This is a genomic window from Ginsengibacter sp. (assembly GCF_057362405.1).
Genome location: NZ_JBMQQG010000094.1, coordinates 1 through 23,459, shown reverse-complemented (window position 1 = coordinate 23,459; position 23,459 = coordinate 1). Strand labels below are relative to the sequence as shown.

At 37.4% G+C, this 23,459-nt stretch carries 23 protein-coding genes; 12 read left to right on the top strand and 11 right to left on the bottom strand.

Translation table 11 applies throughout. The annotated features are described in order from the left end of the window. Positions 1–122: 122 nt before the first annotated feature. The 3 genes from ispG to ACO1O5_RS08245 all read right to left on the bottom strand — a co-directional run bounded on the left by ispG (position 123) and on the right by ACO1O5_RS08245 (position 5,066). A complete protein-coding gene (ispG, locus tag ACO1O5_RS08255; protein ID WP_486269367.1) occupies positions 123–2,099 on the bottom strand; it encodes a (E)-4-hydroxy-3-methylbut-2-enyl-diphosphate synthase in 1,977 nt (658 codons plus the stop codon). 50 nt (positions 2,100–2,149) lie between these two features. Further along, a complete protein-coding gene (locus ACO1O5_RS08250; RefSeq protein WP_486269366.1) occupies positions 2,150–3,829 on the bottom strand; it encodes a VWA domain-containing protein in 1,680 nt (559 codons plus the stop codon). 109 nt (positions 3,830–3,938) lie between these two features. Then, a complete protein-coding gene (locus ACO1O5_RS08245) occupies positions 3,939–5,066 on the bottom strand; it encodes a formimidoylglutamase (RefSeq protein WP_486269365.1) in 1,128 nt (375 codons plus the stop codon). 95 nt (positions 5,067–5,161) lie between these two features. Here ACO1O5_RS08245 and pheS point away from each other — a divergent pair, with 95 nt between their 5' ends. The 4 genes from pheS to ACO1O5_RS08225 all read left to right on the top strand — a co-directional run bounded on the left by pheS (position 5,162) and on the right by ACO1O5_RS08225 (position 9,303). Further along, a complete protein-coding gene (gene pheS, locus ACO1O5_RS08240) occupies positions 5,162–6,217 on the top strand; it encodes a phenylalanine--tRNA ligase subunit alpha (protein WP_486269364.1) in 1,056 nt (351 codons plus the stop codon). A 21-nt stretch (positions 6,218–6,238) separates the two neighbouring features. Continuing rightward, the gene (locus ACO1O5_RS08235) at positions 6,239–7,087 is read left to right on the top strand and encodes a 3-hydroxyacyl-CoA dehydrogenase family protein (protein ID WP_486269363.1); all 849 of its coding nucleotides are present in this window, start codon (positions 6,239–6,241) and stop codon (positions 7,085–7,087) included. Between the two features lie 65 nt (positions 7,088–7,152). After that, positions 7,153–8,169 (top strand): NAD-dependent epimerase/dehydratase family protein, encoded by a 1,017-nt coding sequence (locus tag ACO1O5_RS08230; RefSeq protein WP_486269362.1) that lies wholly within the window; start codon positions 7,153–7,155, stop codon positions 8,167–8,169. Between the two features lie 21 nt (positions 8,170–8,190). Further along, a complete protein-coding gene (locus ACO1O5_RS08225; RefSeq protein WP_486269361.1) occupies positions 8,191–9,303 on the top strand; it encodes a carboxypeptidase-like regulatory domain-containing protein in 1,113 nt (370 codons plus the stop codon). 110 nt (positions 9,304–9,413) lie between these two features. Here ACO1O5_RS08225 and ACO1O5_RS08220 read toward each other — a convergent pair whose 3' ends face one another. After that, entirely contained in the window at positions 9,414–10,361 is a 948-nt protein-coding gene (locus tag ACO1O5_RS08220; RefSeq protein ID WP_486269360.1) for a UDP-3-O-(3-hydroxymyristoyl)glucosamine N-acyltransferase, read from the bottom strand. A 532-nt stretch (positions 10,362–10,893) separates the two neighbouring features. Here ACO1O5_RS08220 and ACO1O5_RS08215 point away from each other — a divergent pair. The 5 genes from ACO1O5_RS08215 (at position 10,894) to ACO1O5_RS08195 (ending at position 14,690) form a co-directional block, all read left to right on the top strand. Beyond that, positions 10,894–11,487 (top strand): pseudouridine synthase, encoded by a 594-nt coding sequence (locus ACO1O5_RS08215; protein ID WP_486269359.1) that lies wholly within the window; start codon positions 10,894–10,896, stop codon positions 11,485–11,487. A 5-nt stretch (positions 11,488–11,492) separates the two neighbouring features. Next, complete coding sequence (locus tag ACO1O5_RS08210) at positions 11,493–12,368, top strand: YicC/YloC family endoribonuclease (protein ID WP_486269358.1); 876 nt, start codon at positions 11,493–11,495, stop codon at positions 12,366–12,368. A 52-nt stretch (positions 12,369–12,420) separates the two neighbouring features. Continuing rightward, complete coding sequence (locus tag ACO1O5_RS08205) at positions 12,421–12,885, top strand: gliding motility lipoprotein GldH (protein WP_486269357.1); 465 nt, start codon at positions 12,421–12,423, stop codon at positions 12,883–12,885. Between the two features lie 80 nt (positions 12,886–12,965). Further along, positions 12,966–13,970, top strand: a complete 1,005-nt coding sequence (locus ACO1O5_RS08200; protein ID WP_486269356.1) for a sensor histidine kinase — start codon at positions 12,966–12,968, stop codon at positions 13,968–13,970. 15 nt (positions 13,971–13,985) lie between these two features. Beyond that, entirely contained in the window at positions 13,986–14,690 is a 705-nt protein-coding gene (locus ACO1O5_RS08195) for a response regulator transcription factor (protein ID WP_486269355.1), read from the top strand. On the opposite strand, the gene ACO1O5_RS08190 is transcribed toward ACO1O5_RS08195, so the two are convergent. Continuing rightward, positions 14,687–16,648, bottom strand: coding sequence for a BatD family protein (locus tag ACO1O5_RS08190; RefSeq protein ID WP_486269354.1), 1,962 nt, complete (start codon positions 16,646–16,648; stop codon positions 14,687–14,689). The two genes, ACO1O5_RS08195 and ACO1O5_RS08190, sit on opposite strands and share 4 nt — an antisense overlap. Before the next feature lie 97 nt (positions 16,649–16,745). After that, positions 16,746–17,450, bottom strand: a complete 705-nt coding sequence (locus ACO1O5_RS08185; protein WP_486269353.1) for an SDR family oxidoreductase — start codon at positions 17,448–17,450, stop codon at positions 16,746–16,748. A 25-nt stretch (positions 17,451–17,475) separates the two neighbouring features. Here ACO1O5_RS08185 and ACO1O5_RS08180 point away from each other — a divergent pair, with 25 nt between their 5' ends. Beyond that, complete coding sequence (locus ACO1O5_RS08180; RefSeq protein ID WP_486269352.1) at positions 17,476–18,213, top strand: YjjG family noncanonical pyrimidine nucleotidase; 738 nt, start codon at positions 17,476–17,478, stop codon at positions 18,211–18,213. An 86-nt stretch (positions 18,214–18,299) separates the two neighbouring features. On the opposite strand, the gene ACO1O5_RS08175 is transcribed toward ACO1O5_RS08180, so the two are convergent. Genes ACO1O5_RS08175 through ACO1O5_RS08165 form a run of 3 tightly spaced genes read right to left on the bottom strand, consistent with a single transcriptional unit; the run spans position 18,300 to position 20,722 of the window. Beyond that, positions 18,300–19,004 carry a phosphatidylserine decarboxylase family protein gene (locus ACO1O5_RS08175; RefSeq protein ID WP_486269351.1) on the bottom strand — a complete coding sequence of 235 codons (705 nt, stop codon included), beginning with the start codon at positions 19,002–19,004 and terminating at the stop codon, positions 18,300–18,302. A gap of 59 nt (positions 19,005–19,063) precedes the next feature. Continuing rightward, positions 19,064–19,741 (bottom strand): phosphatidate cytidylyltransferase, encoded by a 678-nt coding sequence (locus ACO1O5_RS08170; protein WP_486269350.1) that lies wholly within the window; start codon positions 19,739–19,741, stop codon positions 19,064–19,066. A gap of 9 nt (positions 19,742–19,750) precedes the next feature. Then, positions 19,751–20,722 (bottom strand): CPBP family intramembrane glutamic endopeptidase, encoded by a 972-nt coding sequence (locus tag ACO1O5_RS08165; protein ID WP_486269349.1) that lies wholly within the window; start codon positions 20,720–20,722, stop codon positions 19,751–19,753. Between the two features lie 96 nt (positions 20,723–20,818). On the opposite strand from ACO1O5_RS08165, the gene dusB reads away from it, so the two are divergent. Next, positions 20,819–21,856: a tRNA dihydrouridine synthase DusB gene (gene dusB, locus ACO1O5_RS08160; RefSeq protein WP_486269348.1), complete on the top strand. Its 1,038-nt coding sequence runs from the start codon at positions 20,819–20,821 to the stop codon at positions 21,854–21,856. A gap of 31 nt (positions 21,857–21,887) precedes the next feature. Here dusB and ACO1O5_RS08155 read toward each other — a convergent pair whose 3' ends face one another. Both ACO1O5_RS08155 and ACO1O5_RS08150 read right to left on the bottom strand, forming a co-directional pair. Then, positions 21,888–22,412, bottom strand: coding sequence for a glutathione peroxidase (locus ACO1O5_RS08155; protein WP_486269347.1), 525 nt, complete (start codon positions 22,410–22,412; stop codon positions 21,888–21,890). A gap of 183 nt (positions 22,413–22,595) precedes the next feature. Continuing rightward, a complete protein-coding gene (locus ACO1O5_RS08150) occupies positions 22,596–22,925 on the bottom strand; it encodes a DUF4260 domain-containing protein (protein WP_486269346.1) in 330 nt (109 codons plus the stop codon). Between the two features lie 135 nt (positions 22,926–23,060). Between ACO1O5_RS08150 and ACO1O5_RS08145 the strand changes: the two genes are divergently transcribed. Next, a partial coding sequence (locus ACO1O5_RS08145; RefSeq protein ID WP_486269345.1) for a nucleoside deaminase occupies positions 23,061–23,459 on the top strand: 399 nt, incomplete at its 3' end.

Here is a 23,459-nt window from a genome sequence, read left to right as displayed (position 1 = left end):
TTTAAGATAAGAGAATTATTGTGGCTAGAGCCAAGCAACGTATCAAAGCGACCACGGCCTAAAGGCCGTGGCAATTAATTGGGCTAACTAATTTTTTTGAGCCAGCATGAATCCACTTTCTTTCATGCAACAATTAAAGCTGGTTCTACCCACGCTTCACTTTCTTTTAATAAATTGATGAGTTCTTCAACAGCAATATCTTCAGGCACAGAACGCTTGATAACCTCTTTGCCCTTATACAAAGTTATCTTACCGGGACCGCTGCCGACATAACCAAAATCAGCATCTGCCATTTCTCCCGGTCCATTTACAATACAACCCATTATCGCAATCTTCACTCCTTTTAAGTGACTAGTAACTGCCCTTATTTTAGCGGTTGTTTCCTGGAGATCGAACAATGTTCTGCCACAACTCGGACAACTGATGTATTCTGTTTTTGAAATTCTCGTTCGTGTTGCCTGTAATATGCCAAAGGCAATGGAGTTCATTGTTTTATAATCAGCAACTTTATTCTTGTCTCCATAGTGATAACCTAAGCAAATCCCATTTCCAAAGCCGTCAATAAATAGTGCGCCTGTTTCAATTGCATAGTGAATAAGGTTTTCATCCATTGTATTATCATTGCTGTTGCATATAAAGATTACCGGATTTTTGATATCATTTTCATTCAATTCAATCAGCATTCTTCTAATGCTTTGCATGGCATTTTTATTGGTTGAACTTAAACAAAGAACTGCCGTAGTATCCTGTTTAATCTTTTCGAGAAAATTATTTTTATTAAAAGAAGGATATCCTTCTGAATAACAATCCAACATAACAAAATTTATGCTTTGTGATTTTATGATTGTGTTATTCAAATATTTTTGTTCATCAAAAATGGGAACACATTTTTCTTTGTTTGTGGATTGTTGCCAGGCATCATAATTGTTAATTACTCTTAGCGTTCCAGGTAATGCAAAATCTATATTATTGTTTGCGCAAAATATATAATCGGCTGCCATGTCACCAATATTCCACTTATCAGTGCCGGCATCATACTGGTAGCCAATTTCTTCAAGGTCTTCCGGCGTTACTTTATTTTTTTTGCTGAAATCTGCAATAACAACAGGCATGTGTTTTCCACCAATATTTTGCACTTCGAAGGACGCCCGTTTTGAATTTGTATTTAGAATGGCTAATGACGATTTCTCTATCGGCGGCACTGCAGCACTCTTTACATCAACATATCTTTTTACAATATCCCTGCAAACAGGAATTTCAAATTCGGGGTCTTCTGTGAGAGAAACACGAATGGTATCACCTATGCCATCTTCGAGTAAAGTGCCGATTCCAATAGCAGATTTTATTCTTCCATCTTCTCCATCACCGGCTTCTGTAACGCCAAGATGTAAAGGGTAGCAATGTCCTAATTCGCCATGCATATTTTCAATAAGTAGCCTATACGCCTGTACCATCACCTGCGGGTTGCTGCTTTTCATGCTAAGTACAATATTGTAATAATTTTCACTTTCCGCAATGCGCAAAAATTCCATGGCGCTTTCAACCATTCCAATTGGCGTATCACCATAACGGCTCATAATCCGGTCGCTTAATGAACCATGATTGGTGCCGATTCGCATAGCAGTCCCATATTCTTTACAAATTTTTACCAAAGGGGTAAAACGATTTCTTATACGTTCAATTTCTTCATGGTAATCTGCATCAGAATATTCTATTAATTCAAACTTTTTCTTGTCAACGTAATTTCCGGGGTTCACTCTTACTTTTTCTACAATGCGTGCGGCAATCTCAGCTGCGTTAGGGGTAAAGTGAATATCTGCAACTAACGGTGTAGTGTACCCTCGCTTTCTTAATTCGTTTTTTATATTGAGTAAGTTCTCGGCGTCTTTTTTTGATGGCGCTGTAATGCGTACCAGTTCTGCTCCCGCTTCAATGCAACGGATACTTTGTTCTACGGTTGCTATGGTATTCATCGTATCTGTTGTAGTCATGGTTTGTATGCGGATAGGATTGAAATTTCCCAGTAGCAGGTCACCCACTTTTACCTCAAGTGTTGCCAATCTTTTATATTCAATTAAGGATTCTGCGTATAGGTCCATACAATATCAATTTATGATTTACAAAAATACGACTAATGAGGGTCAGGATTTTACCAGTCTTTTTCAGGTTTATCTAGGGCTGCGGCTCCTTTTATTTTATGTAATTTATCCTGCAGCTGCTTTTCATTTTCAAGTAAGGATTTCAATTTTTCTTCTGCGTCTTGTTTTGACAACTTTGACGGTCTTGGTTTGGGTTGATCATTTTGTTTTTGCTGATCCTGTTTATTTTGTTGGTCTTGTTTCTTTTGGTCAGGTTTCGGTTGCTGCTTTTTGTCTTTCTGATTTTGCTGCTGCTGCTGTTGCTGTTGTTGCTTTTGTAGTTTTAACGCACGTTCCAGGTTTTGCCGGGCATCCTCATCATTAGGATTCAACATTAAAGCATTTTTATATGCATCAATACATTCGGGAAGTTTTTTTGCTTTCTGATATGCCACGCCTTTATTGTAGTAAGCGTTCTCTTTTGTTACGTTATCGCTGCTGTTCTTTATCGTATTATCAAAAGCTTCCACGGCTTCATCAGTGTTATCTTTTCTATACAGTGTATTTCCCAAATTGAAAGAGGCGGTCGGATTATTGTCTGCAATTTTAAGTGCGTCACGATATGAATCCTCGGCCGCGTTGTAATTATTCTTTTTATAAGCCTCATTGCCTTTTATAATTTCATTTTTTGCGTTTTGGGCAAACGTGGTGTTGTTTATGAAAAAGAAGATTATAAGGGTAGCTGCAATTTTTTTATTCAATCTCTTTCTTTCTGAAATGAAAAATTCTATTATCAATAAAATTAAAGCTACGGCTAAAAAATATTGAAAATATTGTTTGAAGGCTTTATAGGAGCTATCGCTTATGGTAGCTTCTTTGCCTATTCCGGATAGTTGTTTTTTAATATTGTCAGCCACTTCGTTTGTAGTTGAATATAATTGATATAAGCCGTTACCGTTTTTAGCCAGGTTGCTTAACTCATCCTGGTTTAGTTTAGTAATGACCGTATTACCTTTATCATCAACTTTATAGCTATTGGTGGCAGGGTCCATAATAGGGGCACCCTGTGGAGAACCTATACCAATTGTATTTAGCATAATGCCTTCTTTCCCCAATTGTTTGGCAATCTTTAACGCATCATCATCGTGGTCTTCTCCATCGCTGATTAAAATAATAGTCTTATATGTTTTTTCTTTTGGATTGAAAGCCCCGTAACACATTTTCAAAGCATCACTTATTACTGTGCCTTGTGTAGGAACGTCATCGGGTGATGCAGTTGCCAGGTACATTTTGGCGGCTTCGTGGTCCACGGTCATGGGCATTTGAAGATAAGCCCTGCCGGCAAAAATTACCAACCCTATTTTATCTTCCGGTGAATTGTCAATGATTTTTGATATCACCTGCTTGGCACGTTCCAGTCTCGAAGGTTGTATGTCCTGTGCCAGCATACTTTTACTAACGTCAAGGGCTATCATAATATCAATGCCCTTGCGGTTGATCTTTTGGGTTCCATCCGGTTCCACTAATCCTGCCACTGCAAAGCCGCACAAGGCAAAACCAACTATAAAAAAAACAAGTTTCAGTTTAAATTTTTTTGGAGAAAATCCTTTGGTCAGTTGTTCAACAAGTACGGGATCGCCAATTTTTTTATTAGCTTTCATTTTCCATCGCATCAATAACAGGTACAACAAAACCATTACGGGAATTGCTGCAAGCGACAGAAGGTATGGAGCGTATTGAAAATGTATCATTGTAGTGCTGCTAAATTATTAACGATTACGTATGAAGAAGTGTTAAAAAATGATAATATTTTTGTCTTTGTCCGGCGTTCTTCTGTAGCAATCGCTCATTTCGAATTTATTATGCTTCTCTTTCCTGCGCCCTTAGCCAGCGTTCCGGGATCTCATTATTGCTGGCAAAAAGATAGTCATTATAGCTGCAGGCAATTAGCTTTTTATTGGGTAGCTCCATCCACCATCTTCCCGTTTTTTTACTTTGAATAAAAATAGTATCCACTTCAGCAAAGGCGGTATGGTACTCATTAAAGTTTTGTCTTTCGTTCAGTTCTGTTTCCTGCTTGCTTCGACTTTTGCCATCAATAAAATACCAGATCATTTGGGCTATTTGCAATGCAGTTAAATCGTTGGTATCTTTTTTGGTATTATAGCCGTAAATACCAAGTGAGGAAAGAATGGGACTTAAGCCTGCATAACGGGAAAGTGTACACGCTTCTTCCCCGCTAAATCCATTAGGGCTGCAATCGGAAGCGGGTGCGTCACTGTATTTTATGGCGGCTATGTCAAAACTTACCATGTTGGAATTTCGTAATACCGGTTCCATTTCATCAATTTGTTCCTTTGCTTTTCCCAGCCTGTAACAGTCAAAATGCAGTTTATCCAAAGTTTCAAGCATACGCGGGTGAACGAAATAACTTTGAAAGCCAATGTGATTATAATGTCTTATCATGTTAGGCTCACTGGTTAGCATTTCCATTAAGAAGTTCTGACTTCTTACCGAAGACTCACTTTTAAGATCAATTGTTGCGTCAATTACGGTTGCCTCAATAACCTTTTTAAGGTCTTTGTAGGCGTAGTATTGAGCAAGCGTATTATCGTGAGATCCTCCAATAATAATAACCGTCTTATTCAATTGCAATAACTCCCGCACCACGGTTTTTATTGCAGCATAAGTGTCAGCAATCGCAGCGCCGCATTTTATATTGCCCACATCGGCAATGGAAATATCTTTATGCCAGAAATACAGTTGATATAGTTGCTTTCGAACTGCATCAGCGGCGTTTCCGTCACCGGTAAATCCATCACCCCGAAACTCGTTTATACCAACTATTACAATATCAATATTATCCATTTCAGGCATTTCCTCTTCATAAACTTTTACAAAACCTGCCAATTGGCTTTCATTATAACCTTTGTCGTCATTTAGAAAAGCTTTGTTTACAGGGTCTAAAAATTCGTGGAGATCGAACATACTTTTTTTATTTTGAGCAAACCTAAAAGATTAAATGCATAAATGTAATGCCACCTTTATTTTTTTGGGACATCACCACATAAAATTTTTGCATAATGGATTCACTTATTTTTGCAGCTATGGATAATTTGTTGCAACAAATAGAACATGCTAAAGAAGAAATAAAGAAATTTTCGACACCGGATAAAAATCCTGCAGAAGTTTTTCGTATCCAGTTTCTCGGCAGTAAGGGATTAATAAAATCTTTGATGGGCGAAATGAAAAATGTGCCTTCGGAAAACCGGCGGGAAATGGGACAGGCATTAAATGATTTGAAATTATTTGCCGAAAGCAAGTACGAGGAATTAAAATCAGCAAGTGAAAATACCCCTGAGGAAACAGAAAGTGACCTTGATTTGTCGTTGCCAGGGGAGGCCTTACCATTAGGCAGCAGGCATCCAATAAGTATTGTAAGAAATAAGATTGTTTCTATATTTCAGCGTTTAGGCTTTGCCGTTGCTGAGGGCCCGGAAATTGAAGATGACTGGCATAATTTTACTGCTCTCAACTTACCCGAAAATCACCCGGCGAGAGATATGCAGGATACTTTCTATGTGTCTCAAAATCCTGATTGGATGCTACGTACACACACCAGTAGCGTTCAAGTGCGTGAAATGGAAAAAGGAAAATTGCCAATACGAATTATTTGCCCCGGCCGTGTTTATCGCAACGAGACCATTAGTGCACGGGCGCATTGTTTTTTTCACCAGGTAGAAGGTTTATATATTGCTGAAGATGTTTCGTTTGCCGACCTTAAACAAACGTTGTACTTTTTCGTACAGGAAATGTTTGGCGAAAACTTTAAAGTTCGATTCCGGCCGTCCTATTTTCCATTCACGGAGCCCAGTGCCGAGATGGATATTAGCTGCCTCATTTGTGGTGGCGAAGGATGCAATGTTTGTAAACATACCGGTTGGGTAGAGATTTTAGGCAGCGGCATGGTGCACCCGAAAGTGCTTGAAAATTGCGGAATCGATAGCAGCAAATATTCAGGATTTGCATTTGGAATGGGCATTGAAAGAATCACCATGCTTAAATACAATATAAAAGACCTGCGGCTGTTTAGTGAAAATGACTTGAGGTTCTTGAAACAGTTTACGAGTGCTGTGTAAATAATTTTCTCAAAGTAAAACATGACAATTACCATTTGTATATGCGGAGCCGGAACCATGGGAAGTGGAATTGCACAAGTGGCTGCCCAAAGCGGTTTTAACACGATTCTTTTCGATGTAAATATCGCCGCTCTTGATAAAGCAAAAATCTTCCTTGAAAAAAATCTTCAATATTTAGTTGATAAAGAAAAAATATCGACCAAAGAGAAAAATGAAATTTACAAGCGAATCAGGTTTGTTACAGATGTTGAGAAATGTACCGGTGAAATAATTATCGAAGCCATTGTAGAAATTGAAGAAGCAAAAGTTTCGTTGTTTAACGAACTGGCAAAATATAATAATGAAGAAGTAATCTTTGCGACCAATACTTCTTCACTTTCGGTTTCTGCCATCCAGGAGAAAATAATTTTCCCTCAAAGAGTTGTGGGCATGCATTTTTTTAATCCTGCTTACATTATGAAACTGGTGGAAGTTGTAAAAGGAAACCAGACACGTGATGAAATAGCCAATATAATTTTTGATGTGTGCACGCAAATGGGCAAGGAACCGGTGATATGTAAAGACGCACCTGGTTTTATTGTAAACCGCATCGCCCGACACTACTATTTGGAATCTTTAAAAATTGTTGAAGAAGGCATCGCATCTTACGAAGATGTTGATACTATTTTAGAAGCAACCGGGTTTAAAATGGGACCGTTTCGATTAATGGATCTTATCGGCATGGATATTAATCTTGCCGTTTCGCAAAGCTTGTATCATGCATTTAATGAAGCTAAACGTTTTGAACCTTCGCCAATCCAGGTTGAAAAAGTAAAAAAAGGTGAACTGGGTAAAAAAACAGGAAAAGGCTTTTACGACTATTCTATCTAAAGAGATATAAATTTATTTTCCCTCAATTTATTTTTTATGTTGAAAGAAATTCCGAAACTTTATTAATGCAAGACGAAAGAGATTTACCCGAAAATATAATAGCCGGTAAAAATATTTTGGTAACCGGGGCAGCGGGGCTCGTAGGAAGCGAAGTAACAAAACAATTGCTTAATGAGGGTTACCTGGTAACAGCACTTTACCATTCGAATCCAATTACCATAACTCATCCTAATTTAATCATCAAACAATGCGACATCCTGGATACATCTTTACTGGAAGAAATTATGCAGGGTGTTACTCATGTTTATCATTGCGCCGCACTCATTTCCTTTGAACCAAAAGATAAGGACAAGCTCTTTAAAATAAATATTGAAGGAACGGAGAATGTTGTTAACGCCTGCATCAGCGCCAACATCGAAAAGCTAATTCATGTAAGCTCAGTATCAGCGTTGGGAAGAATAAGAAACGAAGAAGTGGTTACGGAACAAATGAACTGGACAGAAGAAACAAGCAATAGTAATTATGGTAAATCCAAATACCTGGGAGAGCTGGAAGTCTGGCGCGGGATTGGCGAGGGACTGCAGGCGGTAGTTGTAAATCCATCTACCGTTATTGGTGGTGATAACTGGGATAATGGTTCTACAGCATTATTCAAATCTGCATATAATGAATTCAAATATTATACAGAAGGAATTAACGGCTTCGTTGATGTAAGAGATGTTGCAAATGCAATGATTTTGTTAATGAACAGTAAAATATCCGGCCAACGTTTTATTTTGAATTCTGAAAATCTATCTTACAAAGCAATATTTTTTACAATGGCAAAATGTTTCGGAAAAAAACCGCCGCAAAAAAATGTGTCCCCTTTCCTTGCAGAAGTTGTGTGGAGAATGGAGGCAATAAAAAGTGCACTTACCGGAAAGAAACATTTGCTTACAAAAGAAACTGCACGGACATCAATGGCTTCGGTAAAATATGATAGCAGTAAAATTTTAGAGGCCCTTCCAACGTTTCAGTTTATACAAATTAATGAGGCTATCAATTGGACGTGTAAAAACCTGAAAGAAAAATATCATCTATAATTATTCGGCTAAAAAAATCCTATGACAAAAAAACTTTTTTTACCAACGCTCTTTTGTGTTGCAGGCATCTTAATTTTCAATAAATCCGGCTTTTCGCAGATTACTTATTACACAGTTAAGGGAAGGGTAATCGATAAGAATACGAAGGCGCCGCTCGCAGGTGCGTCGGTATTTGCACAAAACACAACCTTTGGTGAAGCCACTAATTCAGATGGTTATTTCACGCTTAAAATTCCCGGCGGTGGTTATTCGCTGATTGTAACCTTTACAGGCTATGAAACCGGCACGGCTCGTATCTCCAATACTTCCCTTCAAAATGATAGTCTTGATTTTGAACTAAGCCCGAAAGAAAAATCATTAGAAGAAGTTACGGTTGCTATTAGTACTGAAGTTAAAGATGGCTGGAAAAAATACGGTGAGTTTTTTACACAAAATTTTATCGGCCAATCAAAATTTGCCAGGCAATGTGTTATTAAAAATCCGGAAGTATTGCATTTTTATTTCAGTAAGAAAAGAAACCGTTTAAAGGTTTTGGCCAATGAACCTTTGATAGTAAATAATTTTGCATTGGGATACAATCTGAAATTTGCTATTGATTCATTTACGAATGAATATAATACCAACACCAATTTATTTATTGGGTATCCTCTTTTTGAAGAAATGCAGGGAACAGCCGAACAGCAGCAAACCTGGAAAGAGAACAGGAGCATCGCTTATAAAGGCTCCATGCTGCAACTTATGCGAAGTATCTATAACAAAACTTTGACACAGGATGGTTTTGAATTGCAATACATAGTTAAGAGCAGCGATAAGGAGTATCCTATACCGTTAGAAAATTTATACGCAGCCCTGAACTACGACAAGGATGATAGTACCAATACGGTTGAGTTTATGCCGAACCAAAATGAAGTGGCCGTAATTTATGATAATGCAAAACCTGATCAGTCTTACCTGGATACAGACCCATCTATAAAAAAGAATTTTCAATTATCAACGTTGCTTTTTGCTCCGGGTGAGCCAATCGATATAGAGCAAAACGGGTATTACTACGACCAGACGGATATAACTACTAACGGTTATCTGGCCTATAAAAAAATTGGGGATATGCTGCCGTATGATTATGTACCTGAATAACGTAGGATGTAAGAAGTACCATGTGCGATGTTGAAAGTTTCTATGGGGTTCAATAAGTATTAAAATGTAAGGCTGTTACATATTTACATCGTACATCCCGACATCGTACATTACTTTATTCCTTTCACTTTTTCCCAAATTTCAGGTAGCCGCTTTATAAGTACCAACTCCTTTCTTTTGCTAAAAAATTCCTGTATCGGAGTTCCCCAATAGGTTTTATTTCCTTCGATGCTTGAAGTAATTCCTGCTTGTCCCATTACAACTGCGTTATCGCCAATAGTAATTGTTTTATTTACGCCTACCTGTCCCCAAAGAACTACGCCGTCTCCTAAAGTGGTACCACCGGCAATGCCAACTTGTGCAGCGAGAATGCAATTTTTGCCAATTACTACCTCATGACCTATGTGCACCAGATTATCAAGCTTTGTTCCCATGCCAATTATTGTTGCATCGCTAACACCCCTGTCAATTGTACAATTGGCGCCGATTTCAACATCGTCCTCAATTATTACATTACCGCACGACGGCATTTTTTTATACCATGCGTTGCGGTTCTTTTTTGTGTTTAAGTAAAAAGCATCACATCCTATAACGGTGCCTGAATGAACTTCTACATTGTTGCCAATAACCGTGTAATCATATATCGAAACGTTAGGATGAATGATGCAGTTGTCGCCAACCACCACATGGTTTCCTAAAAAAACATTTGGCATAATGACTGTATTTTTTCCGGTAACAGCCGAATCGCTGATCATTTTGTCCGTTGATGCAAAGGGTCGGAAATGCTGAACAATCTTCGAGTAGGCCTCAAAGGGATCCTCCGTTATGAATAATGTTTTGCCAAGCGGGACAGCTGTTTTTTTATTGATGATAATAAATGTTGCATTACTGTTGAGGCAAGTATTATAATACTTTGGATGATCAACAAAAACAATATCGCCATCAGTTACTTTATGAATTTCATTGATGCCTGTTGCAAACGAATTTTCGTTACCCGCAATTTCTGCATTGATAAAACCCGCAATCCATTTGGCTGAAACCGGTGAAGGAAATTGCATAATTTTTTTTTAATAATCAAAGATAGAGCTTGTAAAATTTATGCGAAATGTACTTTTTGCTTGTTTTAGACTCAGAATATAAAAAAGAAAAATTTTTTTTGGAAGTCATTGTTAACAGGAAATATTGCAGGTAAGAAGAAATAAAAAAATAAAAGTCACGTTATTAATAGAGCAAAGATTTTAAATTTATAATTTATGATTCTTTGCAAAAGATGATGCAGACTGATTTGTACGGGGAGCAGATGATTTTAATTTCGTAGTTATTTTTTTTCAGGACGACAGGAAACGATATGGAAGCGAAATTTGAAAGACAAAATTGACGAGCCTTATCCACAACACAATTTTAAATGTTGATAAAAAAAACAATAAAATTTTTCCGTATCGAAAAAATTATTTTTAATATTGTGTAAGGAATTTATTCCTGTACTTACTAACCCATCCATATAACAAGGCCCGTTCAGAATTGACGGGCTTTATTATTTTTAATAATTCATCTGCTAATTTATTTATTGTATTTCTTAAATGCATTTTATTGTACCAGTATTTTGTTATTCATAAACCCTTTAATGTTCTTTCGCAGTTTACTTCACAGGATGGAAAGAAAACGCTGAAAGATTTTTTTGATGTTCCCTTAAACGTGTACCCTGTAGGTCGCCTGGATTATGATAGCGAAGGATTGCTCATACTTACCAACAATTCGTTTTTAAATAACTATCTTTTAAATCCTTTACATAATCATGAAAGAGAATATTGGGTGCAGGTAGAAGGAAATATTTCAGCCGAAGCAGTTACGCAAATTGAAAAGGGCATCGTAATAAACATTGGCGGAAAAATGTACCACACCAAAAAATGTCGTGCAGAAAAAATCTTGCAACCCGATCAAATTAAGGAACGAATCCCGCCGATCCGTTATAGAAAAAATATCCCGGAAAGCTGGCTGAAATTAATTTTGACTGAAGGCAAGAACCGGCAGGTGCGCAAAATGACTGCCCAGGTAGGTTTTCCAACGTTACGTTTAATTCGTTATCGAATAGAAAAAATTACAATAGATGATTTACAGCCGGGCGAAATGAAAATGCTATCTCACACAGAATTGTATAACTTGCTGCAAATTAAAAAAAGATAATCCTTATGTTAAAATCAATGACGGGCTTTGGCAGGGCTGAACAAACCGTAAACGATAAAACTTATTTGGTTGAAATAAAATCACTGAACGGAAAGCAATTCGAAATAAATTTAAAAATCCCCCCGCTGTTAAAACCTTATGAATTCGATGTACGTAGCCTCTTGCAGGAAAGTTTATTAAGAGGTACCATTGAATGTTTTATCACAATTAAGCAAAATGGAAGCGCAAAACCTGTGGTAATAAATACAGATCTTATTAAAGCGTATTACAGGCAAATTGAAGAGCTGGCAGCCGATTTAAAAATTGATACTAATTCTGTTTTGAGTGCACTACTGCGTCTACCCGAAGTAGTGACACCCAGCAATGAAGTGTTGGGAGAAAACGATTGGGCGGAATTAAAAAAAGTAATAGAAGCGGCCTTAAAAGAATTGAACTTCCATCGCGTAGATGAAGGATTGTCTTTAGAAAAAGAATTGATGTTCCGTATCCAAAATATTAATGACCAGGAAGAAGAGATATTAAAACTGGAACCAAAAAGGAAGCAAAGAATGAAGGCTGAGCTCATTCAGCTATTAGAAGAAAATGTGGGAAAGGAAAATTATGATGCAAACCGGATGGAACAGGAACTTATATTTTATATTGAAAAAATAGACATAAGAGAGGAGCAGGTTCGATTAAAAAACCACTGCGAATATTTTAAAACAATATTGAGTGATGGTGAAGAAGCCAAAGGCAAAAAACTGGCCTTCGTAATTCAGGAGATCGGGCGTGAGATTAATACGACCGGGTCAAAAGCATATGATTCTGATATTCAAAAGTGCGTTGTGCTCATGAAAGATGAACTTGAAAAAGCGAAGGAACAAATCTTTAACGTCCTGTAATTTCCCACCAACTCTCTATTAAGAAAACAAATTAGTTTTGCAAAAAAAATACTTGAAAAAAATTATATTAATACTGTTGCTTGCTTCAACTTTGGGTTCCTGTGCAAAGATTGATTTATTTGAAAAGCAGGTTGACATACCTTCTCAGCAATGGTATTATAATAACGTTCCATCATTTTCCTTTCAAATTACCGACACTTCATCTTTATATAATTTATTCATTGTTTTGCGCCACACGGATGCGTATGATTATAGTAACATCTGGCTGAGACTCGGTTCAAAAGCTCCGGGTGATACCATCCATTTTCAAAATATTAATCTGCCCCTGGCAACTGATGCTAACGGATGGGAAGGGACGGGGATAAACGATATTTTCGAAGTTCGAAAAAATATTACCGCCGGCCCGGTTCCCTTTAAGAAGCCCGGAACCTATACATTTTCCATATCGCAAATAATGCGTGAAAACCCATTAAGACATATTCTTAATGTTGGCTTACGAATTGAAAAAGTGAAGTAGTTGTGAACTGAAATTTTTTTAGACTTGATCTTTCTATTAAATTATAAGAAGGGGTTTAAATAAAAATTTTTTTGACGAGCATGACAAATAAAGAGGCACTTAAAAGCAAATTTAAAATAAAGAGGCCTTTAACGATTTATATTTTATATTGGTTTTTGCTTTCTTATATCTTAGCGGCGTTGTTCTTCTGGTTTGTGGTATTAAACAGGCAAAATTTGCAGCTTAGCCGATATCAACAGGACTTGATAGATGTGGATGATGTTATGCATGAGCAAAAGCAGCGTGAAATTTTAACTGAAAAAAATACTAATGCCGCGCAGTACATTGGCGAAGGAATAACCTTCATTATATTAATTGGAGCCGGAGCCATTTTTGTTTTCAGGGCTATAAACAGGCAGTTTATCCAGGCACAGCAACAGGAGAATTTAATGATGGCAATAACTCACGAACTAAAAACACCCATTGCTATAACGAAACTCAATCTTGAAACTTTACAGAAAAGATTGCTTAGTAATGAGCAGCGTCAAAAGCTAATTAGCGCCACCATACAGGAGGCTAACCGGCTGAATGCTCTTTGTAACAATATGCTTCTTACGAGCCAGATAGAAGCAGGAGGATATAAAATAATGCAGGAAAAAGTTGATCTTTCTAATCTTGTTAAGGAATGTGCACAGGATTTTATTGCCCGTTTCCCCAATAGAAAAATTGAAACGCAAATATCCGGGGAAGCCATAATTAATGGTGATCTGCTATTGTTGCAGTTGGCTGTTAACAATCTTTTAGATAATGCAATCAAATATTCCGGTAAAGAGGACATAGTTTTGCTAAAATTGTTTCAAAGTGCTAATGCAATCCATTTCCAGGTAATCGACGAAGGCCCCGGTATTTCCAACGAAGAGAAAGAGAATATTTTTGAAAAATATTATCGGGGAAGCCAGGGCAAAATTAAAGGTACCGGACTTGGACTTTACCTTACCAAGAAAATTGTGGAGGCGCATGATGGAACCATCAAAATAGAAAATAATCTTTTACGAGGTAGCATTTTTGAAATCGTATTAAAAGAATATAGACACTTTTCCAATTAAATCAAATCAAATACAATGCAAAAGAAACATTCTATTTTACTGGTTGAAGATGAAGAAAATTTACAGGATGCCCTGCGATTAAATTTTGAAATGGAAGGTTACGATGTAACTTCCGCTTACGATGGTGCAGAAGCATTAAAGGCAATTCACAGCGAGTACTTCGATCTTATTGTGCTTGACGTTATGTTACCCGAAATTGATGGTATTACAGTATGTGAAAACATAAGACTTTTCAATTCTGAAATTCCTATTCTCATCTTAAGTGCAAAAAACAGCAGCACCGATAGAGTAATGGGTTTACAAAAAGGAGCAGATGATTATCTTACAAAGCCTTTTGATCTTACCGAATTGTTGTTAAGGGTTAAAAAATTAATTAATAAAAGCAAGCTTATTTCTTCTAAAGCGTCGATAACGGAAGTATTTAATTTTGGCAAAAACAATATCAATTTTAAGGCACTGGAATGTAAAACCAAGGGCGGTGAAACGGTTGCCCTTACTAAAAAAGAAGCGATGCTTCTTAAATTGCTTATCGAAAATAAAAATGAAGTAGTTCCGCGTGAAAAAATTTTGCAAGCTGTTTGGGGTTATAATGTTTACCCAACAACAAGAACAGTTGACAATTTTATACTGAGCTTTAGAAAATATTTTGAAGAAGATAGCCGCAACCCGAAATACTTTCACTCAATAAGGGGCATTGGTTACAAGTTTACAGATAACTAACATACCTGTTTGTCGAGCAGGGAAACGACTTCCGACGCCTTTTCATATACTTCTTTCAGGTGCTGTACATTTGAGGCAGGTGCATATAAATTCAATTCTAAAGTATCCATAAGGCTCGTTAGTCTTAACGATGTTCCAAGGCCAACGTTGCACTTATCCATTTCTTCGTTTATTCTTTTCTTGTTTAGTTCTTCAGCAGGAACTTTGAATTTTGCAGACAAATACTTTTTTAAAGAAGCATCAAGAGTACTATAGAATGCTGAACTATTTTCTTTAACCAATTGTAGATGGGCATCTTCCAAAGGACTTTCCGGAATTACAAATGCCGGTTCTTCTTGTGGTGAATTCTCCCCGGGAACATCTACAGGTTCTGTCTTTACAACGGCAGGTTTTTTCTTTGATACATTTCTTTGAAATATCCAGAAGATAATACCCACCAAGGAAATAATACCCACAATAAAATATAAAGCATAAGTTTTTAAAACATCCGTTATAGTTGTTGGAGTTACCACTGTTTTATTTGTTACATAAGTGCTGTTGCCAACACCTTTACCTTTTGTAACGGTAATAATAAGTGGTTGGGTGAGTAGCGTTTTATAGCTTGCTAATGCAGGGTCAAAATAAGAAAACGAAATCGCCGGAATTGTGTAATTACCGGATTTAGAAACCGTAAATGGATAAATAAATGTTTTACTGCCCTTCATAGGAACAGCTAACTTATCTATCCCATCGGTCACTTTCGCATCATAACCATCTATACCTTGCGGCCAATTTATTTTAGGAGCATTAATCAACTGAATATTTCCTGCCCCACTTATTACAATTTTCAAATTACCCGCATCATCGGTTGTAATGCTATTTTTTTGCAACGATGATTGTATCGTAAAATTTCCAACAGTGCCTCTAAAATCGGCAGGTTTGTTTTCTTCAGGCAATGGCTTAACAACAATTTCAACTGGTTTGCTTTTTAGAATAACATGTTGTTGAACCACCGCATCGCCCGGAGTAGTGGCATCAGCAAAATTTTGCATCATATCAAAGAACATATCGCCTTGTTGCGCATTGGCATAATCCGCTTTTATAAAAGTAACCTTATTGTCCGCCACTAACGGGTCAAGGGTTATGGTTCCTGCCTGTAAAGGATACAATTGAACTTTTCTCAATGTATATACGTTAAAATCGCGGCCGTTATACTTTTCAATTCCCGACGAATTATTATTGTTTAGTTCCATCTCACTTACGGAAAATCCATTGAATGATGGCGCATCGGTGATGGTAGATTCCGAACGCAAGCGGGTATACAGCTTAAAAGAAGCAACTATTGGCTCGCCCACGTAGCAGCTAGTTTTGCTTACATCTAATTTTATAAAAAGATTCTTTTTTACTTTATCATTTACATTCTCGCCCTTCTTTAATATATAATCATCAAACTGGTGGGTCGCTGGTTCTGTTGGAAAATCGAAATTTAAGTTAGCGAACGGAGACATACTGCTACCTCCCAGGAGTGACAGTGGATTGGAATTACTGTTTGCGGTAGAAGGAGACGTGGCGGAAGAATTCGTAACTTGTATATTTAGGGAATTACTCTGAAATTCTTTTCCATCAGCCTTCGCTGTGGCTGGTCCTATCGTGTAATTACCTGGCGAGTTCGGCTTTAATATATATCCAATGGAAACATATTGATCAACTTTCCCGTTAATACTGGTCATACCACTTTCCTGGTTAGGGCCGCTTACTACAGAAAAATTTTTAAAAGAAGGGGGATTGATGCTTTCAACATTTGAAGCATGATCTACTTTAAACTGCACCTGCAGGTAATCATTTTTACCAATCTTTTTTTGAGGACATATTGCGGTAAAATTTGCCTGGGCAAAAGAAAAATTCTGCGTTGCGCCTGCAACACTAAAAACCAAAAACACTAAAAATTTGGCAAAGCCCTTTCGTAGATGTATACCCATGCGTTCCACAAATCAAGATGATGAACAAATTTACTCTATAATAAAGCTGAACAGAAGTTAAAAAATTCAAGTGCTGTTAAAAAATTTTTAAATAGCATCAGGGAAGATCTCCCAATTGTGGCCTGATAACGATATCCTCAACACATGCCTGCGGCGAAAGCAAAGACGCAGCAAAGATCATTTCCGTAACATCGTTTACTTCCATAATTCTTGCGGGATCAACACCACTACCCGCCCATGACGATGTGTAAACTGCGCCCGGATACACTGCTGTGACCTTAATATTAAAAGGCTTAAGTTCTTCCCGTAAATTTTTGCTAAAGCCCATCAACGCATATTTGCTAATGCTGTAAGAGCCCCCGTTTTTGTATGCAGCTAAAGAGGCGATCGAACACATATTGAAGATATGGCCTGATTTTTTTTCCATCATTTCGGGAAGAAAAGCCCTGGTAATATAATAAGCGCTGTACAAATTAACAGCGATCATTTCTTCAAGGGTTCCCTCTTTTTCGTTGTAGATACTTCCGGGTTTAAAGTCACCGGCATTATTAATCAAAATGTCAGGTATAACGCCCATTTTTTGTAGCCATTTTGTAAATTCTTCTGCAGAGCTTTTTAAGCTTAAATCGGTGGCAAAATACGCAACCAGGTTTCTTTTCGCTTCGTCGTTAATTTCTGATGCTGTTTTAGCGAGGTCATTTTCATTTCTTGCACATATAAATATTTTGTTGCCCGTAACAGCAAATTTAGTTGCGAGGGCTTTTCCCATACCTTTGCTACCACCTGTTATTACAATATTCATTATTTTATTTCGTTGAATTACAAATATGAGAGACAACAAATCTAATCAATCTGTGAAACCCACTTCTACGAAATACAAACATCTTTTTTTTGATCTTGATCACACCTTGTGGGATTTTGATGCAAATGCAAAAGAGTCGCTTGCGGAACTCTATGTTTTCTTTGAATTAGAGTCGAAATTTATCTCTCCATTCGAATATTTTTATACGACTTATTTAAAGCACAATGCCATATTGTGGGACAGGTTTGAAAAAGGATATATTACCAGTGAAGAATTGAAGTGGAAACGAATGTGGCGTACGCTCATTGATTTTAGAATTGGAGATGAAAAACTTGCGAAGGACATGAGCGCTAAATTTCTGGAGATACTTCCTACCAAGAAGAAAGTATTTGATTATGCTTTTGAGATCCTCGATTATTTAACCGGAAAAAATTATTCCATTCATCTTATTACTAACGGTTTCGAGAAGACGCAATGGAGCAAATTAAATAACTCGGACCTGGCAAAATATTTTACACATGTTATTACTTCCGAAACTTCAAACTCTATGAAGCCTCAAAAGGAAATATTCGACTATGCTTTAAAAAAAATAGATGGTAACGTGGAGGAATGTATTATGATTGGCGATAACCTTAATGCAGATATACAGGGAGCTTTAAATGCAGGAATGGATGCAATTTTTGTAAACCACGTCAAGGCAAACCATTCATTTAAGGCAACGCATACAGTCTATCATTTAAAAGAAATTGAATCGATTTTGTAAGGCCTCACCCCAACCCTTCTCCGGGAGACAGGCAGCAAGACTTGTATGCATGTCGCTTTAGATAAATTGCTTCTTTATAAATATTTTTAATATTCTTCTGCAACCTCTTCTCCTTTTGCCACAGGCACCAAAGTATCAATTGTTGCCAGGACGGTTACACCACCCTTTACTATTTGATTCAGCGTTACATTAAGTTCGGTACCAACCGGCAACAATACATCAACCCGGCTTCCAAATTTTATGAAACCCATTTCAGCCCCCTGTTCCACCAGCTGGCCAACCTTTAAGTAGTTGACGATACGTTTAGCGACAGCCCCGGCGATTTGTTTAACCAAAATAACGGCATTATCGCTTTTAATTACCACGGAATGCCGTTCATTTTCCGTGGATGATTTGGGATGCCATGCAACCAAATATTTCCCTTTGTGATATTGACTATATTCCACTTCGCCCGTCATGGGAATCCTGTTGAGATGCACATTAGCGGGACTCATAAATATAGAAACCTGGATACGCTTATCATGAAAATATTCAGTATCGGTAATTTCTTCTATTACTACAACTTTACCGTCTGCCGGGCATATCACCTGGTGATGAGCCACGGTAAAATTTCTATTAGGAGAGCGGAAAAATGAAATAATAAAAAGAAACATGACCAGGCTTACGCCAAAAACAATCCACGACACAACAGGCATTGATGCGCTAAAAAAATAAAAGAAAATAATGTTGACGGCTCCAAAAACCATTGCACTCAGCGCAATTGATTTATAGCCTTCTTTGTGAATGTTCATCCGGCAAGTTTAACCGCAAATATAAAAATTGAGCAGAAGAAAATGGCATTTTATTTATATCACCGCATAACAAAAAAGTAATATACAGCCACAAAAGTTGTTGCAACCAGCAAAGAATCGAACCTGTCTAAAAATCCGCCGTGGCCTGGCATTATTGTTCCGCTATCTTTCACGTTAGCCATTCGTTTTAATTTACTTTCCAGTAAATCTCCAAGCGTTCCAAAAATTGCGCAACACGTAGCAATTACCATCCAGTTCGTATAATTATAAAACCCTGATGCTTTACCGATGAGTGAAATAGTAATGATACAAAGTAATGCTCCGCCGATGGTGCCTTCCCAGGTTTTTTTGGGAGAAATTTTCGACAACGGAGTTTTACCGATGAATGATCCAACTATGTAAGCCATTGTATCATTAATCCATATTGAAAAAATAATTCCACAGGGAATTACTTTCAAAATAGCATTATCATACATAATATCGTTGCCCAGCCTCATGTACAACATTAAGGCGACAGGTAATGTTATGTACACCAAACCGGTGACACTTATTAATATATAGGAACCAGGATTAATCTTTTTTATAAGCTTCACAAACTCGTACCAGCAGCCAAAATGAATAACAATAAAAAGAACAGCGAAACTCCATTGATTCCATAATAAACCAATGAGCATTACAATTACAAAAACGGTTGCAGTTAGTGTACGTGTTTTAAAAGCTTTTGTATCCAGGGCCATTAAATAAAATTAAGATTGTTCTGCCGGCCATTTGGTAAAATCGAATTCATCATCGGGAAAGTCATCATCTTTAACTTTTGCTTTTTGTATTAAAGATATTTTTTTGAACTGCATAAACAAGTAATAAATCAAAACAAGTGCTACTACCCCAGCCCAAATAGGAAAATTTTCTTCAATATCTTTTTGGTCTTTGTTTCCGCCAAGCGTAAATACATAAAGAGCCGTGACTTGTAAACCATTATATAAAAAATGAAAGAGTGCCGAAAGCCAGATATTTTCGCTGTAATAAAATATTAAACCTAGAATAATGCCTAATGCAAAACGAACCAGGAAACCATAATAGGAAATGTGAACCAAACTAAAAACAATTGAAGTTATAATAATGGCGATCCAAGGGCCTTTAAACCATCGTGTTAAGATATTTTGTAAGCCTGCCCTGAAGCAAACTTCTTCAAAAATGCCTGGCAATAGTCCAATCATCACCAATGAAATAATGTATTTTGAAAATGAATTGATATTAATAAGAGCAGCTTCTTCAGCGGCTCTTGAATTTTCCATACCCTTAAACTTTGCGGCCCATTTTATGGGTATTGGAATTATTTTGTTTAGTTCTCCTAAAGCACCGGATAAAGGAAACGTAAGAAACAAGATAGCGAGTATAATGAAGACTTGTTTATAGTTAATATTTGAGCTAAACCCTATAAACCTGGCTGGCTTACGGTAGCTGATAAGCGCAGTAAAATATACCGGCAGGAAAAACATAAAAAAAGTTGAAACGCCTTGTATAGTCATAACCGCATTATAATATTCTGGCTTCAGCATATCGGTTTCCATGGCAAGAAGTGGCCTGCCCGTCATCCCAACCCATATAGCAACAGAAGCAATTCCGCCAATTATCAGCCCGGCCCCAACTAATCCCAGCAAAATTCCAAATTGGGCAGGAAAGGTTATACCTTTTGAATTTCTGTCGTTGATTTCCATCTCAAAATTTTAGTGCGTAAATTTACAGCTATTTAGGTATCACATATCAGTCATGAGGTATCAGTAACATATATCAAGAATCAAGTATCAGGTAATATGTCTTCAATAGGTAACATACAACTTCCCGATTTTCCTTTATTGCTGGCGCCGATGGAAGACGTCAGCGACCCGCCTTTTCGTGCCGTTTGTAAAGATAATGGCGCCCATCTTATGTATACTGAATTTATAAGCAGTGAAGGACTCATAAGAGATGCCATCAAAAGCCGTAAGAAACTGGATATATATGATTACGAAAAACCGGTAGGTATTCAAATTTTTGGTGGAGATGAGGAAAGCCTTTCACTGGCAGCTAAAATTGTTGATGCTACTAATCCTGATTTATTAGATATTAATTTTGGTTGTCCGGTAAAAAAGGTGGCTTGCCGCGGAGCAGGTGCCGGTGTTTTAAAAGACGTGCCCTTAATGGTGCGTTTAACCGACGCCGTTGTAAAGAGCACTTCACTCCCGGTAACGGTTAAAACGAGATTGGGTTGGGATGATAATACAAAAAATATAGAAGATGTTGCCGAGCGTCTGCAGGACGTGGGCATTAAAGCTTTGGCTATTCATGGGCGCACCCGAACGCAAATGTATAAAGGTGAAGCAGACTGGACGCTGATTGCTAAAGTGAAAGAGAATCCAAGAATTACGATTCCAATATTTGGCAATGGCGACATTGATTCTCCGCAAAAAGCTTTGGAGTATAAGAACCGTTACGGTGTTGACGGCATCATGATAGGCCGTGCTGCTATTGGCTATCCGTGGATATTTAAAGAAATAACTCACTTCGTAAAAACGGGCGAAATGCTTCCGCCTCCTACGGTTGAAGAACGGGTAGCTGTCTGTAAAAAGCATTTAATAAAATCTGTTGAATGGAAAGGTCCCATAGTTGGCATCAATGAAATGCGCAGGCATTATACCAACTATTTAAAGGGAATGCCCAATATAAAAGAATATCGTTTGAAGTTGGTGACGTTGAAAGAAGTTGATGAAATTTTGGAAGTTCTTGATGAAATTGTTGACCAATACAGAGGGTATGAATTTGCGAGATCGGTTATCGAATTGATTAATTATCATGAAAAATGTGCGGTGTAACTTGTCGGCACGGCGATAGCCGTCAGACAGGTTATACCAGCGGAATATCAAGCGGTGAAACTGAGGAAGAGAATACATTTAGCAGATTGCCATTTTCACTAACCAAATATTTATAAAAATTCCATTCAGGTTCTTTATTATTCCACCCGTTGTTGGCGTCATCACTTAACCATTGGTAAACCGGTTGTTTATTGTTTCCTTTTACATCATCTTTCTTAAAAAGCTGGAAGGTTACTCCATAATTTACTTTGCAGAATTCGGCAATTTCTTCATCGCTACCCGGCTCTTGTGCGCCAAAATTATTAGAAGGAAAGCCCAGAATTACGATGTCTTTATTTTGTTGGTGTAATTGTTCCAGTTCCGCATATTGAGGCGTGAAGCCGCATTGGCTGGCAAGATTTACGAGTAAAACTTTTTTGCCTCTATATTTTTCGAATGTAATTCTTTCGCCCGAATTAGTAATTGCGGATAATGAATAAAAGTCCAAGGGTGCTTTCTTATTTGATGTATTTGTTTCAGTTTCTATTCCCAGTCCTGTTAGTTTTGAAATTTTCATTTGGATTGGATAAAGAGATGTTATTAGCTTTTTGAGCAGCGCCATAAATTGAAGCCTGTTTGTAAAAATGATATAACAAATAAATCCATCGAAAGTTCTTTAAAAATAATACAATTCATCATCGCCATATCATTAAAACTAAGCATGAGCCGGATTCGTAACAGGCTAATGAAAAAATAATTTCTATTTTATCTTTTCAAGACTACCAAGATGGGTGTTTTTAAAACTGTCTTCATATTTTAAACCGTAACCCCAGATTCTGTCGAATGATGCATGAGCAAATAACAGGATACCAATAGAAGTTGCAACATCATTATGGAACACATAGCCTGCGGCCGCGATAGCTAACGCCAATCCTTTATGATGAAAAAGATTATAAATGAATGCGCCAACCTTTGTATCAATGAGATATCCAAGCATACCAATATCCGGAGTAAAGAATAAAATGATCCAAAGCCAGATAGGTAAGCCGAGATTATAGATAGTTAAAAAGTAAATGGCAATTGCTGTCATGGAAAAAGCGTTTCAAAATACTTGTCGTGGTTATTTATTGTAGTTATTTAGGATGGAGTTAAAATCGCTCATATCTGTTACATTTGTTCGCCTTGCTACTTTAATCCTAAAGAAATTAACAACAACTAAATAAACATGGATGATGAGCATTTTATGAAACAGGCGCTGAGAGAAGCGCAGCGTGCATTTGATGCCGACGAAGTGCCTATTGGAGCCGTAATAGTAATGAATGGTAAAATAATCGGCCGGGGGTATAACCAGGTTGAAATGCTGAAAGATGCCACGGCGCATGCAGAAATTATCGCACTCACTTCTGCCTTCAATTATTTAGGTGCCAAATATTTACCGGAAGCTACCATGTACGTTACCATTGAACCCTGCGCCATGTGTTGTGGGGCTTTGTACTGGAGTAAAATAGGGAAATTGGTTTATGGTGCCAATGATGAGAAGCATGGAGGACTCTCTAAAGTGGCGCTTCATCCTAAAACGGAAATTATTGGCAACATTTATGCGGCAGATTGTATGTCAATGATG

What these genes read in the sequence shown, in the direction of transcription:
- ispG (WP_486269367.1), bottom strand. Translation starts at nt 2,099, where the DNA reads ATGGACCTATACGCAGAATCCTTAATTGAATATAAAAGATTGGCAACA.
- ACO1O5_RS08250 (WP_486269366.1), bottom strand. Translation starts at nt 3,829, where the DNA reads ATGATACATTTTCAATACGCTCCATACCTTCTGTCGCTTGCAGCAATT.
- ACO1O5_RS08245 (WP_486269365.1), bottom strand. Translation starts at nt 5,066, where the DNA reads ATGTTCGATCTCCACGAATTTTTAGACCCTGTAAACAAAGCTTTTCTA.
- pheS (WP_486269364.1), top strand. Translation starts at nt 5,162, where the DNA reads ATGGATTCACTTATTTTTGCAGCTATGGATAATTTGTTGCAACAAATA.
- ACO1O5_RS08235 (WP_486269363.1), top strand. Translation starts at nt 6,239, where the DNA reads ATGACAATTACCATTTGTATATGCGGAGCCGGAACCATGGGAAGTGGA.
- ACO1O5_RS08230 (WP_486269362.1), top strand. Translation starts at nt 7,153, where the DNA reads ATGCAAGACGAAAGAGATTTACCCGAAAATATAATAGCCGGTAAAAAT.
- ACO1O5_RS08225 (WP_486269361.1), top strand. Translation starts at nt 8,191, where the DNA reads ATGACAAAAAAACTTTTTTTACCAACGCTCTTTTGTGTTGCAGGCATC.
- ACO1O5_RS08220 (WP_486269360.1), bottom strand. Translation starts at nt 10,361, where the DNA reads ATGCAATTTCCTTCACCGGTTTCAGCCAAATGGATTGCGGGTTTTATC.
- ACO1O5_RS08210 (WP_486269358.1), top strand. Translation starts at nt 11,493, where the DNA reads ATGTTAAAATCAATGACGGGCTTTGGCAGGGCTGAACAAACCGTAAAC.
- ACO1O5_RS08200 (WP_486269356.1), top strand. Translation starts at nt 12,966, where the DNA reads ATGACAAATAAAGAGGCACTTAAAAGCAAATTTAAAATAAAGAGGCCT.
- ACO1O5_RS08195 (WP_486269355.1), top strand. Translation starts at nt 13,986, where the DNA reads ATGCAAAAGAAACATTCTATTTTACTGGTTGAAGATGAAGAAAATTTA.
- ACO1O5_RS08190 (WP_486269354.1), bottom strand. Translation starts at nt 16,648, where the DNA reads ATGGGTATACATCTACGAAAGGGCTTTGCCAAATTTTTAGTGTTTTTG.
- ACO1O5_RS08185 (WP_486269353.1), bottom strand. Translation starts at nt 17,450, where the DNA reads ATGAATATTGTAATAACAGGTGGTAGCAAAGGTATGGGAAAAGCCCTC.
- ACO1O5_RS08180 (WP_486269352.1), top strand. Translation starts at nt 17,476, where the DNA reads ATGAGAGACAACAAATCTAATCAATCTGTGAAACCCACTTCTACGAAA.
- ACO1O5_RS08175 (WP_486269351.1), bottom strand. Translation starts at nt 19,004, where the DNA reads ATGAACATTCACAAAGAAGGCTATAAATCAATTGCGCTGAGTGCAATG.
- ACO1O5_RS08170 (WP_486269350.1), bottom strand. Translation starts at nt 19,741, where the DNA reads ATGGCCCTGGATACAAAAGCTTTTAAAACACGTACACTAACTGCAACC.
- ACO1O5_RS08165 (WP_486269349.1), bottom strand. Translation starts at nt 20,722, where the DNA reads ATGGAAATCAACGACAGAAATTCAAAAGGTATAACCTTTCCTGCCCAA.
- dusB (WP_486269348.1), top strand. Translation starts at nt 20,819, where the DNA reads ATGTCTTCAATAGGTAACATACAACTTCCCGATTTTCCTTTATTGCTG.
- ACO1O5_RS08155 (WP_486269347.1), bottom strand. Translation starts at nt 22,412, where the DNA reads ATGAAAATTTCAAAACTAACAGGACTGGGAATAGAAACTGAAACAAAT.
- ACO1O5_RS08150 (WP_486269346.1), bottom strand. Translation starts at nt 22,925, where the DNA reads ATGACAGCAATTGCCATTTACTTTTTAACTATCTATAATCTCGGCTTA.